The organism is Mycobacterium colombiense (assembly GCF_003284935.1).
In the GTDB taxonomy this organism is placed as follows: domain Bacteria; phylum Actinomycetota; class Actinomycetes; order Mycobacteriales; family Mycobacteriaceae; genus Mycobacterium; species Mycobacterium arosiense_A.
Genome location: NZ_QMEV01000013.1, coordinates 34638 through 47047, shown reverse-complemented (window position 1 = coordinate 47047; position 12410 = coordinate 34638). Strand labels below are relative to the sequence as shown.

Here is a 12410-nt window from a genome sequence, read left to right as displayed (position 1 = left end):
GGATGAACCCGCTGGCGCGGCTGCGCAGCCGCAAGGTGGTGCCGCAGCGCAGCGCCGGTGAGCTCGACGCCATGGCCGCGGCCGGCGCGGTGGTCGCGGCGGCGCTGCAGGCGGTGCGGGCGGCAGCGGTTGCCGGGGTCTCCACGCTGAGCCTGGACGAGATCGCCGAATCGGTGATCAGGGACGCCGGCGCAGTGCCGTCGTTCCTGGGTTATCACGGCTATCCCGCGTCGATCTGCTCCTCGGTCAACGAGCGGGTCGTCCACGGCATACCGTCGGCCGCCGAGATCCTGGCGTCCGGTGACCTGGTGTCCATCGACTGCGGCGCGGTGCTCGACGGCTGGCACGGGGACGCCGCGATCACCTTCGGCGTCGGGACGCTGGACGCCGCCGACGAAGCGCTGTCTCAGGCGACCAGGGAATCGCTGGAGGCCGGGATCGCGGCGATGGTCCCCGGTAACCGGCTGACCGACGTCTCGCACGCCATCGAGATGGGCACGCGCGACGCCGAGGCCCGGTATTCGCGCGCCTTCGGGATCGTCGAGGGCTACGGCGGCCATGGGATCGGCCGGCAGATGCACATGGACCCGTTTCTGCCCAACGAGGGTTCGCCCGGCCGGGGCCCGGTGCTGGCGGCCGGGTCGGTGCTGGCCATCGAACCGATGCTGACGCTGGGGACCGGCAAGACGGTGGTGCTCGACGACCAGTGGACGGTTACCACCACCGACGGGTCGCGCGCGGCACACTGGGAACACACCGTCGCGGTGACCGACGCGGGGCCGCGCATCCTGACCCTCGCATGAACTAGCCGCGATCGCCAGCGCGGCGAAGCCGGGCGTGGCGGGTCGGGGCCATTGAACCGAGCCCCTGCTCCGCTCGTTTCCCCGGCAGGAGGTGATCGAGTGGCTCGTGTGGCTGGCACGTGGCGCGCTTCCGGGGCTGCCGAGGCCGCCCTGATGAAGGCGCTCTATGACGAACACGCCGCAGTTCTGTGGCGTTATGCGCTGCGGCTGACGGGGGACGCGAGCCAGTCCGAGGATGTGGTCCAGGAGACGCTGCTGCGGGCATGGCAGCACCCCGAGGTCGTCGGGGACACCGAGCGCTCGGCGCGGGCCTGGTTGTTCACGGTGGCCCGCAACATGATCATCGACGACCGGCGCAGCGCGCGGTTTCGCAACGTCGTCGGTTCCACAGACGTATCGGGTGCGCCCGAACAGTCCACGCCGGATGAGGTCAATGCGGCGCTGGACCGGTTGCTGATAGCGGACGGGATGGCCCAGTTGTCCGCCGAGCACCGAGCAGTGATCGAACGGTCCTACTACCGCGGATGGACCACCACGCAGATCGCTGCGGACCTCGGCATCGCCGAGGGAACAGTGAAGTCGCGACTACACTATGCCGTGCGGGCGTTGCGACTCACTCTGCAGGAACTTGGAGTTACCCGATGAGGGGCTCCGAATGCTTGAGGGGTGACGGAGATGGATGAAATGAGGACGCCGGTGCAGGATGTCGGCCCTCCCGAAGACCGCTACGCGATGTGGGATGCCGCATACGTGTTGGGATCGTTGTCGGCCGCGGAACGCCGCGAATTCGAGACGCATATGGCGCGCTGCCCGGCTTGCCGGGAGGCCGTCGCCGATCTCAGTGGCGTGCCGGCCCTGCTGTCACAGCTTGACCGTGCCGAGGTGGCCGCGATCGACGAATCCGGTCCGGCCCCGGAGATGTCTCCACAGTTGCTGCCGTCCCTGCTGGCGACGGTTCGTTGGCGGCGGCGCCGCACCCGGGTGGTGACCTGGGTGGCGTCGGCGGCGGCGGCCGCGGTGCTGGCCATCGGGGTGTTCGTCGGTCTCGAGGGGTGGTCGTCGACTCCGTCCCAGCAGGTGACCGCTTCGTCGGAGCCGATGGCTCAGGTGGGCACCACCCTGCTCACGTCGACGGTCGCGGTCAGCAGCCAGCACTGGGGGACGTCCATCAACCTCCGTTGCGTGTGCCTGGCACCGCTCAACGCGCACCACGACACGCTCGCCATGGTCGTGGTGGGTCGCGACGGCAGCCACACGCGGTTGGCGACATGGGTGGCCGTGCCCGGCCATACCGCGTCACCGGCGGGCGCCATCTCGACCCCGGTCGACCAGATCGCCGCCGTCCAGGTGGTTGCCGCCGACAGCGGCCAAGTGCTCCTGCAACGCTCGCTATAGGGGATCGCGTGTTCGGCGCCGCGCGTTCGCTACGGGTGCTCGTGGTGGGCGCCGGTGTCGCCGGCATCTCCGTCGCCCGGGGCTTGCTGCGCGACGGACATGACGTCACCGTCTTCGAGCAGCGGCCCGATGTGCGCGCGGCCGGCGGTGCGGTGACGATCTGGTCCCACGGCGAGACCGTCCTGCGTCAGCTGGGCGTCGACATGGACGGTGCCGGCCGGCCACTGGCCACCGTGCGGGCGGTGACGCCCGCGGGTCGCAGGGTCGGCACCCTCGACGTGACCGCGATGGTGCGGCGACTGGGTGCGCCCATCCGGATGGTTCCGCGTCGCGTCCTGCTGGATCGGCTCCTCGAGGGGTTTCCGGTCGAGCGCATCCGGTGTGACTCCCGCGCGATCGGGTTGGCGACGACGGTGGACGGGGTCAGCGTCGAGTTCGACGACGGCACGGTCGCCGAGGGGGACGTGCTGATCGGTGCCGACGGTCTGCACTCGCTGGTGCGCGAACATGTTGGCGCCCAAGGCGCAACGCCCACCGGCTGGTGCAGTTGGCAGGGGCTGGCCACGCTGCCGGAGATCGCGGATTCCGATGCCGCACTGATGATCATCGGCGGGCGCGGGAACCTCGGCCTGTGGCCGGCCGGCGGCTCCGACGTGCAGTGGTGGTTCGACCTGCCCTGGTCGTCCGACTTCGTCAGGCCGCAGCGTCCGATCGAGATGATGCGGTCGCACTTCTCCGGATGGTCCGACTCGGTCGATCGGGTGCTCGCCACCCTGACCGACGACGATCTGGCCCGCTCGCCCTTCCCGCATTTCCGGCATCCGATCCCGCACGCGGGTCAGGGCCCGGTCACGCTCCTCGGCGACGCCGCGCACACGATGCCGCCCACCCTGGCGCAGGGCACCAACCAGGCGTTGCTCGACACCATGGTGCTGTGCAACGCGCTGGCGGACCTCCGAGGTGCGACAAATCTTCGCGGCGACGATGTTTCGCGCGCCCTGCGGTGCTACGAGAAGACCCGGCGGCGCAGGGTCATGGCCGTGTCGTGGGCGGCGTCGCTGCCGGTGTCGCACGGTGAGCGCGTGCTCAGGCCGGCCGCACTGATCTCGGACCGGCTACAGACCTCGGCGCTGACGACGTTTCTGCGCTGCACGAGTCATCGCCGGATGTCCGCTCACATCAGCCGAAACTTGGGGGCAATGGCGAAGATCCCGTCAAGCCCGTGACGGAAAAGGCCGAATCCGTAAGGGTGCGGGGCGATTTCGATGCGCCCTCGCGCTGGCTCTGGTCGTTCAAGTGGTGCGTGCTGGCCCTGCCGCACTACCCCATCCTGATTCTGCTCTACCTGGTGTACCCGTTCTCGACCGTCGCCGCGGGCGTGGTCATCCTGTGCACCGGGCGGTATCCGCGGCCGCTCTTCGACTTCAACGTCGGGGTGTTGCGCTGGTCGTGGCGCGTGATGAACTACCGGTTCCCGATGAACAGCACCGACAGGTACCCGCCGTTCACGCTCGCGCCCCGGCCCGACTACCCGGGTGATCTTGCGGTCGACTATCCGGAACGCCTGAAAAACTGGGCGGTGCTGGTGAAGTGGCTGCTGGCGATCCCTCAGGTTCTGCTGTGCTGGTCGATGGAGGCGCCGCTACAGGTGCTCTGCGTCATCGGCGCGGTGACGTTGTTGTGCACCGGAACGATCCCGCAGGGCATCTTCGATCTGCTGATGGGCATGGTGCGCTGGCGCTATCGGGTGGCGGTGTACGTGTCGTTGATGCGCGACGAATATCCGCCGTTCCGAATGGATCTGGGTGGCCGATGACGCTTCGGCGATGTCTGTTCCCATACGTCTATCGATTCGGCCAGCCGGTTTTCGACCGGTTGTTCTACCACCGGTATCGGCGGGCCGCCCTGAGCAACGCGACCGGTCGGCTGTTGATGCTCGGCCTGGGGCCGGGAAACGACCTGAGGTTTCTGCCCGCGGCGGTGACGTCGGTCGCCGCCGTGGAACCCGGCGCGCCGTTTCGGCGGATGGCACGCCGGCTCGCCGAACGCTGTGGCGTCGCTGTCGACATCGTAGAGGGGGTGGGTGAGTCAATTCCCTTCCCGGACAACTCTTTCGATTCCGTACACATCGGGCTGGTGTTGTGCTCGGTCGACGATGTGGCGGCCACCCTCCGCGAGATCCGGCGGGTCCTGGTCCCCGGGGGCAGGCTGGTGGTCCTCGAGCACGTGCGCGGGGACGGCGCGACGGGCCGGTTCCAAGACCTGATCGCCAGGCCCTGGTCGTGGCTGGCCGGCGGCTGCGAGCCGAACCGGCGAACCCTCGACGCGATTGCCGCGGCCGGGTTCGACACCACCGCGCTGCGCAGCATTCCGCGAACGCCGGTGCCCTTCCCGTGCAAACCCCATCTGCAGGGATTCGCCGTCCTCACTCGACGGTGACCGCCTCGATGATGGACAGGCGCGCCGCGCGGCGCGCCGGCGGCACCGAGCCGAGCAGGCTGATCGTCAACGCCCCGAGGGTGAAGGCGAGCGCGAGCGGGCTCAGCCGAAAGTCGACGGCGAAATTCATGATGTCCCCGCTGATGCGGCTGAACAGCCACTGGTCGGTCAATCCGAGCGCAAGCCCCAAAACGCCGCCCACCACGCCGATTCCGGCCGCCTCGGCCAGCACCATCCGCAGGGTGAACCGCCGGCTCGAGCCCATCGCCCGCAGCACGCCGATTTCGCGGCGGCGTTCGATCACCGACAGGGTCAACGTGTTGAGCAGGGCGACCGCGGCCACCGCCACGACGATGATCCACACCGCGTTGGCGATGAACATGCTCTGGTGCAGCGGGGCCTGCAGCCCCGCCAACGCCGCGGCACCGTCGTACACGTGGTCCGGCGCCGGCACCGCCGCGCGAACGCCGGCCAGCAAGCGCTGCCGGCTCACGCCGGGCGCCGCGTCGACCTGCAGCGTCGTTGCCGCCGGGCGATCGAACCACGCCCGCAGGTGATCCAGGTCGATCCCGACCGTGCCGATGACCGTCGAGAAGAACGGCACCAGGGCCAGCACGGTCGTCTCCCGTGGGCCGTGCGGCGTCTGCAGCCGCAACTGGTCACCGGCCCGGGCGTGCAGGATCGCGCCCAGATTCTGCGTGAGCACCACGCCCCGGCCACCGAGCACCTCGGAACGCACTCGTTCATCGAGCGCGCGGAACAGCGCATCGTGACTGCCGGTGGAGAACCCGTCGAGCAGCACCCGGGTACCGCCGACGACGGCGAAACCGAACGCGCCCTCGGTCACTCGTGCCACGCCCGGGAGGGCGGTGATCTTGCCCGAAAGGCCTTGTGGCAGCGCGTCGGTGGGGTAACTGTCCGGGGGGTCGGCGCTCACCCAGACGTCGGTGTCGGCGACCGGCGAGAAGATGGCCCGGGCGGATCGGATCATGTCGGCGTTCGTACCGGTGATCACGACGGTGGTGAGCACCCCGATGAGCACGGTCATCACCGTCGCCCACACGCGCCGCGGCGCCCGCTGAATCGTCGCCGCCGCGAGTGCCCCGAACGATCCGAACGTGCGCGCCGTCGCCGCCGCCGCGTTGACGATGGGCCTGGTGAGCGCGAATCCCAGGGCGATCTGCGCGCCCAACAAGGCGGTCATCGCGACGACGGCGTAGCTGCCGCGCTGACCGGTGACGAGCACCGTCGCCGCCGCGATCACCGCAACGGCACCGACCCCACAGCCGATGCGCAACCACCGGGGCACGACGTCGGCCGCCGAAGCCCCGACCGGCGCCAGCGCCTCGATGGGCGAAACCTTGTACACCTGACGGGCCGCCATCGTCGAGGCCGCCACGCTGGTGAGCACGGTCACGGCCAGCGCCAGCGGCAGCGCATAACCGGGCAACCAGTATTCGACGCGGGCTTCGAGCCCTTGGGTCATCGCGGGGGGCAGTCGGCGAATCGCTATGCGGCCCGCCATGATTCCCATCGCGGACCCGATGGCCCCGCCGATCAGCCCGAGAATCGCGGCCTCGGCGAGCATGTCGCCGACAATGGCGACGCGCCGGCCGCCGATGGCCCGCAGCATCGAGATGACGGGCCGTCGCTGGGTGATCGCCATCGTCATCGTGGTGTAGATCAAAAACGCGCCGACCACCAACGCGACCGCGGCGCCCAGCAGGGCCATGTAGTTCATCAGCCTGACCCCGTCACCGGCCCGGGCCGCCCGGAAGCTGGGGGCCGCCACGATTGCGCGACCGTTCACCGCGCCGGTGACCGCGGCGCGAACGGCTCCGAGGTCGGCGCCGGGGGTGGTGGTGATCAGTATCGAGTCGAGTTGACCGGTGCGGCCGGTGGCGTTCTGCGCCAAGGCAAGTGGGGCCAGCACGTAGTGCCCGCCGTTGAGGTTCGCGTACTGCTTGCCCGCGAGCACGTCGGTGACCGTGACCGACGCCGAACCCAGTTGGAATTCCTGACCTTTCGCATAGCCGACGCCGGGCCCGACCTGAACGCCGGACGGCGTCGAGGACAGCGCCTGCACGGGCCGGGAGACCGCGTCCTTGAGCGCGCCGCCCAGGGCGGCGGTCCTTGCATCCGCGCCCAGCAGCAGCACGGTCCCCGACGGCGTGGTTGCCGACGTCCGAATCATCGGCGCCGCGGTGGCCACGCCCGGGACGGCGGCCACCTCGGCTGCGATCTTGTCGGGGAATCCGGCGTCGGTAATGCCGGACACCTCGAGCGCCGCGACGCCCGCGATCCCGTCGGACAGCCGGCTGACCGACCCGGTGATCGACCCGAAGATGCCGAATACCGCCACCAAATACATTGCAGACACGGCCATTACGGCGATCGATGCGACCGTGCGGCGCCTGTGCACGGTGAGCTCGCGCAGGCTGAATACCCACAGCCTGCTCGCCGTGGCGGTGATCTTAAAGTGGTCCTGCGCTCCGGGTTTCACCCGGCGACCGCCATCACGTCCGAACCGACCCGGCCGTCCTGCAGGGTGATCACCCGGTCGGTGGCCGCGGCCGCGTCGGCGTTGTGGGTCACCATCACCACCAGCCGGTCGCGAGCGTCCTCGTGCGCCACCTCGGCCAGCAGCGCCAAAATGGACGCTCCCGTCGCCGAGTCCAGGTTGCCCGTCGGCTCGTCGGCGAGAATCAGCGGGGGATTCATCATCAACGCGCGCGCCACCGCGACCCGCTGCATCTGGCCGCCGGACAGCTCGGCGGGCCGGTGCCGGGTCCGGTCGCCGAGCCCGACGCGCTCGAGCAACCGGATCGCCTCCGGCTTGGCGCTGCCGAGCCGGACACCGTCGAGCAGTTTGGGAATGGCCACGTTCTCCCACGCCGACAGCGTCGGCAGCAGGTTGAAGAACTGAAAGATGAAGCCCACCCGGTGGTGGCGGAACCGCGACTGTTGCTCGTCGCCGAGTCGCCCGATCTCTTCGCCGTCGAACGTGATCGACCCGGAATCGGGGGAATCCAGCGCCCCGAGCAGATGCAGCAGCGTGCTTTTCCCGGCGCCCGAGGGTCCGACGATCGACACGAACTGCCCGTCCGCGAGCCGCAGGCTGACCTCGTCGAGTGCCCGCACCGTGTGACCGCCGACCCGGTACTCGCGCACCACGTTGCGCAGTTCGATGGTCATCTCAACACCACGATGGCGACCGGCGAACGGTTCATGGCGGCAATGAACCGGCCGGGCATCTACCTCGTTTCTTCGCAAAAGGGCAAATATCACGGCCCTTTGCGGCGTCAGGAGAACGTCAGCGCATGCTCGGCAGGTACCGGGTGGCCGACCACATCGTCGGGCACCTCGCGGCAATCGGGGTCGACCACCTCTTCGGTGTGGACGGCGCCAACATCGAGGACGTGTACGACGCCGCCCACTTCCGGCCCGGCATCGACGCCGTGCTGGCCAAGCACGAGTTCTCCGCGGCCACCATGGCCGACGGGTACAGCCGCGGCGGGGCCGGCCTGGGTGTGGTGGCCGCGACCTCGGGCGGGGGAGCGCTGAACCTGGTCGCCGGGCTGGGCGAGTCGCTCGCCAGCCGGGTGCCGGTGCTGGCGTTGGTCGGTCAGCCCGCCACCGCCATGGACGGCCAGGGCAGCTTCCAGGACACCAGCGGCGCAAACGGATCGCTGAACGCCGAGGCGCTGTTCTCGGCGGTGTCGCTGTTCTGTCAGCGGCTGCGGACACCCGCCGACATCGTCGCGTCGCTGCCTCGCGCGATCGCCGCGGCACGCACCGGCGGCCCCGCGGTCCTGTTGCTGCCCAAGGACATTCAGCAAGCAACCCTGGAGTGCGGCCAGGGCGGCAGGCCGGTCGAGGGTCAGCGCCCCATCGGCAATCCGGACTCGATCGCCGAAATGCTGCGCGACGCCAGCGGCCCGGTGACCATCATCGTCGGTGAGCAGGTCGCCCGCGACGACGCCCGCGTCGAGCTCGAAGCCCTGCGCGCGGTGTTGCGCGCGCGGGTGGCCACCGTGCCCGACGCCAAAGACGTCGCCGGCACACCCGGCCTCGGATCGTCGTCCGCGCTCGGGGTGACGGGCGTCATGGGCCACCCGGGTGTGGCTGAAGCGGTGGCCAGCAGCGCCGTATGCCTGATCGTGGGCACGCGCCTGGCGGTCACCGCGCGCACCGGGTTGGACGGCGCTCTGGCGGCGGTGCCGACGGTGTCGCTCGGGTCTGCGCCGCCGTATGTCGCATGCCCGCACGTGCACACCGACGACCTGCGCGGCTCGCTGCGCATGCTGACCCTGGCGCTCTCGGGTCCGGGACGGCCCGCGAAGGTGCGGGTGCCGGGCGCGCTGCGGCCCAACGAGCTGGCGCCGCCGCCCTTCGCCGGGCCGGGCGTGCGGTACCGCGACGCCATGGCCGTGCTGGACGGCGTCCTGCCCGACGGGGCCGACATCGTGGTCGACGCCGGCAACACCGGCGCCGCCGCCATCCACTACCTGCCGGCGCGCCGCGGCGGCAGGTTTGCCGTCGCGCTCGGGATGGGCGGGATGGGCTACAGCTTCGGGGCGGGGATCGGAATGACTTTCGGGCGTGCCAGCAGTGGCCGGCCCGGCGGCCGCACCGTCGTGATCGCCGGGGACGGCGCGTTCTTCATGCACGGCATGGAGGTGCACACCGCGGTGCAGTATCGGCTACCGGTGACGTTCGTCCTGTTCAACAACAACGCGCACGCGATGTGTGTGACCCGCGAGCAGTTGTTCTATGACAACCTGTACAGCTACAACCGTTTTCGCCCCAGCCGGCTGGGTGCCGGGCTGGCGGCGATGTTCCCGGGCTTGACGTCGGTGGACGTCAACGACGTCGATGGGTTCGCGGCGGCCATGGGCGCCGCCCTCGGCATCGACGGTCCGGCGGTGGTCAGTGTCGAGTGCAACGCTGACGAGATCCCGCCTTTTGCGCCGTTTCTCGCGGCGGCACCCATCAAAGGTGCTGTCGCGAACCATATTTCGCTTGCTAAGGAGAACCAGACCAATGTCGCTGCCAGCGCTTGAGGACATCCCCGACCTGATCGACGGGGTCACCCGCATCGAAACCAGTCCCAGGGAGAAGGCCACGCCCATCATCATGGACATGATGCGGTCGGTATACCCGCACGATCAGGTCTTCGGGCAGTACTGCACCGTCAACGATTACGTCGACTGTCCACCCGACGAGTTGTATGAGTACATGGCCGACACCCGCAGCCTCGAGGAGTGGACCTACAGCCTGCGCGGATTCACGCCCACCGACGAACCCGGGCTGTGGCTGGCCCACGATCGGCTCGGCTCGGAGACCGAGATCTACACCCGCACGGTCGCCAACGCGCAGGCCCGGACCGTGGACTACCACTGCGCCTGGGATCAGGGCAAGCACCTGTGGATGATCTATCTGATGCGCGTCGTCGACGCGGCGGTGGTCCTCGATAAACCGGGATCGGTTGTGCTGTGGACGAATTGCCACCACCCGTTCTACGACCACAACCCCTATCCGGAGACCGCGCCCGCCCAGCGCCCGGTGTGGGTCGGCGACTTCTGGGACATGTTCGGCGCCGGGCATTACCTGGAGCTGCGCAACCTCAAGGCGATCGCCGAGTACCGCCACCGCAACGGGCTGCCGGTGACGCCGGTATGGATGAGGTGACACCATGAGCGTCAGCCTGATCGATGTCTCCACGTACCTGCCGGGCGAGCGGATCCCCGCCGACTACTATGCGCGGTTCGCCGAATCCGACGACCTGCGTGAGAACGTGATGTTCCGCGCGCCCAAGTTCCGCCATCACGTCGGCGCGGACGAGAGTTCCATCGACATGATCGAACGTGCGACCCAGGGCCTGATCGAGCGGCATGGTCACGACGTCATCGAAGGCGCCGACGTGCTGATCACCCACACCCAGGTGCCCGACATGGCGTTCTACGGCCAAGGCGGTGGCATCGCGCACCGGCTGGGCATGCGACCGTCGTGGGTGCTCGACCTGAACAACGGCGGCTGCGGCGCATTTGTCTTGGCGCTCAACGTCGCCCGCAAACTGCTGGCCGCGGGCGAAGGGCACACCGCGCTGATTGCGATCGCGCAGAACGCGGCCGGTCAATTCTTCGACCAGCCCACGATCCGGCGCAAGGCGCAGTCCGCGGTGCCCGGCGACGGGGCCGCGGTGGGACTGGTCACGGTGGGCGACCAATCGCCCATCTTGGATATCGAGTGCCGCAACTACGGCGAGTACGCGGGCGAGATGACGCTCTCCTACGACCCGCCCCGCAAGTGGTGGCAGGCCGGGCCCGGCGAGGGCAGCATCGGCTTCACCGAAAGCAAGATCACCAAGGTGCTGGCCCGCGGCAACCGGCAGGTCCCCGAGGTGGCGCTGGCGGTGTGCGATCGAATCGGGTTGGCCGCCAAGAACATCGACCTGCTGGTCACCAACCAGCCGAACCGGGCGTTTCTGCGCAACTGGCGCGACGCGCTCGAGGTGCCGCAGTCGAGACACCTCGACACCTTCGATGAGTGCGGCAACCTGTTCGGCGCCGGCATCCCGATCAATCTGGACCGCGCCATATCCGACGGTCGGCTCGCGGCCGGGGACGTGGTGCTGATGGCGGCCTTCGCGCATGCCGGCGACTTCGCCGCCGCCGCCGCGGTGCGCTGGGGTGGGCGGGGCTGATGCACCGCGTCCCGGGCCTGATGGACGGCGGGATCTGCGAAGCGCTGCCCAGCGCGGTGGATCCGTTTGCCCTGTCGCTCAACGAGAATCCGTTTCCCCCGCTGCCGGCGGTCCGTTCGGCGCTGATCCGGTCCGTTGGCGCGGCGAACCGGTATCCGGAGTTCCTGCCGGAACGGTTGCGCGACGTGATCGCCGCCCACATCGGTGTGTCCGCGGACCGGGTGGTGCTGGGTGCGGGGGCGACGGGTGTCGTGTTGCAGGCGTTGCGTGCGCTGACGTCGCCGGGTGACACGATGGCGATGTCATCGCCGACGTTCGACGGCTATCCGATCGTCGCGCAGATGGCGCGGCTGAATCCGTCGCTCGTCCCGCTCGACGAGCGCGGCCACAACGACCTCGGCGCGCTGGCCGACGCGGCCGGGCAGGCGCGGGTGGTGGTGGTGTGCCGGCCGCACAACCCGACTGGCACCATCGAGCCCACGGCCGCCGTGTTCCGGTTTCTCCGCCGGGTGCCGCGCGACACCGTCGTGCTGCTCGACGAGGCCTATATCGAGTTCACCGCGGCCGAGCACCGTTTCGACGTGGCGGCGCTGGTCGCGCGCTTTCCCAACGTGGTGGTGGTGCGGACCTTTTCCAAGGCCTACGGCCTCGCGGGGCTGCGGATCGGTTACGCGGTGGCGTCGGCCGAGCTGGCCCGGATGCTGTGGTCCCAGCAGTTGCCGTTCGGCATCGCGATCACCAGTTTGCTTGCGGTGGCGGCGTCCTATCACGCGGAAGACGAACTGCTGCGCCGCATCCGGTTGATCACCGCCGAACGCCGCCATCTGCGGAAGCGCCTCAGCGCGATGGGGATCGACACCACCGACGCGCATGCGAATTTCATGTATCTGCCCTGCCGCGGTGGGCAGTGTCGGCCGTGGCGTGAGGTTTTCGGCGACAGCGGCCCCCGGGTGCGGTATTACGCCGACGGTGGTGCGCGGATCACCGTGGGCAGCCGAGCGTCGACGACGGCGGTGCTGTCGGCGCTGGGAAAGGCCACACCCGGGCGCTAAGTGCGGTAAGAAGGG

General features: G+C 69.4%; 12 protein-coding genes. 10 read left to right on the top strand and 2 right to left on the bottom strand.

Going from position 1 to position 12410, the window contains the following annotated elements:
* Window positions 1–2: 2 nt before the first annotated feature.
* The 6 genes from map (at window position 3) to DQP57_RS09065 (ending at window position 4637) form a co-directional block, all read left to right on the top strand.
* Window positions 3–803 (top strand): type I methionyl aminopeptidase, encoded by an 801-nt coding sequence (gene map, locus DQP57_RS09090; RefSeq protein WP_112632662.1) that lies wholly within the window; start codon window positions 3–5, stop codon window positions 801–803.
* 99 nt (window positions 804–902) lie between these two features.
* Window positions 903–1448, top strand: coding sequence for a sigma-70 family RNA polymerase sigma factor (locus tag DQP57_RS09085; RefSeq protein WP_112632661.1), 546 nt, complete (start codon window positions 903–905; stop codon window positions 1446–1448).
* A 30-nt stretch (window positions 1449–1478) separates the two neighbouring features.
* Window positions 1479–2198 carry an anti-sigma factor family protein gene (locus DQP57_RS09080; RefSeq protein WP_112632660.1) on the top strand — a complete coding sequence of 240 codons (720 nt, stop codon included), beginning with the start codon at window positions 1479–1481 and terminating at the stop codon, window positions 2196–2198.
* A gap of 8 nt (window positions 2199–2206) precedes the next feature.
* A complete protein-coding gene (locus DQP57_RS09075; protein WP_112632659.1) occupies window positions 2207–3424 on the top strand; it encodes an FAD-dependent oxidoreductase in 1218 nt (405 codons plus the stop codon).
* A 23-nt stretch (window positions 3425–3447) separates the two neighbouring features.
* Window positions 3448–4014: a DUF4389 domain-containing protein gene (locus tag DQP57_RS09070; protein WP_112632707.1), complete on the top strand. Its 567-nt coding sequence runs from the start codon at window positions 3448–3450 to the stop codon at window positions 4012–4014.
* A complete protein-coding gene (locus tag DQP57_RS09065; protein ID WP_112632658.1) occupies window positions 4011–4637 on the top strand; it encodes a class I SAM-dependent methyltransferase in 627 nt (208 codons plus the stop codon). Before DQP57_RS09070 ends, DQP57_RS09065 begins: the two co-directional genes overlap by 4 nt.
* Here the strand turns inward: DQP57_RS09065 and DQP57_RS09060 are convergent.
* Both DQP57_RS09060 and DQP57_RS09055 read right to left on the bottom strand, forming a co-directional pair.
* Entirely contained in the window at window positions 4624–7140 is a 2517-nt protein-coding gene (locus DQP57_RS09060) for an ABC transporter permease (protein ID WP_112632657.1), read from the bottom strand. The two genes, DQP57_RS09065 and DQP57_RS09060, sit on opposite strands and share 14 nt — an antisense overlap.
* The gene (locus DQP57_RS09055) at window positions 7137–7832 is read right to left on the bottom strand and encodes an ABC transporter ATP-binding protein (RefSeq protein WP_112632656.1); all 696 of its coding nucleotides are present in this window, start codon (window positions 7830–7832) and stop codon (window positions 7137–7139) included. The genes DQP57_RS09060 and DQP57_RS09055 overlap by 4 nt, the downstream gene beginning before the upstream one ends.
* 125 nt (window positions 7833–7957) lie before the next feature.
* On the opposite strand from DQP57_RS09055, the gene DQP57_RS09050 reads away from it, so the two are divergent.
* The 4 genes from DQP57_RS09050 to DQP57_RS09035 are packed head-to-tail and all read left to right on the top strand — an operon-like array spanning window position 7958 to window position 12395.
* Window positions 7958–9700 (top strand): thiamine pyrophosphate-binding protein, encoded by a 1743-nt coding sequence (locus tag DQP57_RS09050; RefSeq protein ID WP_112632655.1) that lies wholly within the window; start codon window positions 7958–7960, stop codon window positions 9698–9700.
* Window positions 9681–10328 (top strand): SRPBCC family protein, encoded by a 648-nt coding sequence (locus DQP57_RS09045; protein WP_112632654.1) that lies wholly within the window; start codon window positions 9681–9683, stop codon window positions 10326–10328. The genes DQP57_RS09050 and DQP57_RS09045 overlap by 20 nt, the downstream gene beginning before the upstream one ends.
* A gap of 4 nt (window positions 10329–10332) precedes the next feature.
* Window positions 10333–11343, top strand: coding sequence for a 3-oxoacyl-ACP synthase III family protein (locus tag DQP57_RS09040; protein ID WP_112632653.1), 1011 nt, complete (start codon window positions 10333–10335; stop codon window positions 11341–11343).
* Window positions 11343–12395 carry a pyridoxal phosphate-dependent aminotransferase gene (locus DQP57_RS09035; protein ID WP_112632652.1) on the top strand — a complete coding sequence of 351 codons (1053 nt, stop codon included), beginning with the start codon at window positions 11343–11345 and terminating at the stop codon, window positions 12393–12395. Before DQP57_RS09040 ends, DQP57_RS09035 begins: the two co-directional genes overlap by 1 nt.
* Window positions 12396–12410: the final 15 nt, after the last annotated feature.

Bases quoted from the DNA above. Each gene is read 5' to 3' on its own strand.
- map (WP_112632662.1), top strand. From the start codon at position 3: ATGAACCCGCTGGCGCGGCTGCGCAGCCGCAAGGTGGTGCCGCAGCGC.
- DQP57_RS09080 (WP_112632660.1), top strand. From the start codon at position 1,479: ATGGATGAAATGAGGACGCCGGTGCAGGATGTCGGCCCTCCCGAAGAC.
- DQP57_RS09065 (WP_112632658.1), top strand. From the start codon at position 4,011: ATGACGCTTCGGCGATGTCTGTTCCCATACGTCTATCGATTCGGCCAG.
- DQP57_RS09055 (WP_112632656.1), bottom strand. From the start codon at position 7,832: ATGACCATCGAACTGCGCAACGTGGTGCGCGAGTACCGGGTCGGCGGT.
- DQP57_RS09050 (WP_112632655.1), top strand. From the start codon at position 7,958: ATGCTCGGCAGGTACCGGGTGGCCGACCACATCGTCGGGCACCTCGCG.
- DQP57_RS09045 (WP_112632654.1), top strand. From the start codon at position 9,681: ATGTCGCTGCCAGCGCTTGAGGACATCCCCGACCTGATCGACGGGGTC.
- DQP57_RS09040 (WP_112632653.1), top strand. From the start codon at position 10,333: ATGAGCGTCAGCCTGATCGATGTCTCCACGTACCTGCCGGGCGAGCGG.
- DQP57_RS09035 (WP_112632652.1), top strand. From the start codon at position 11,343: ATGCACCGCGTCCCGGGCCTGATGGACGGCGGGATCTGCGAAGCGCTG.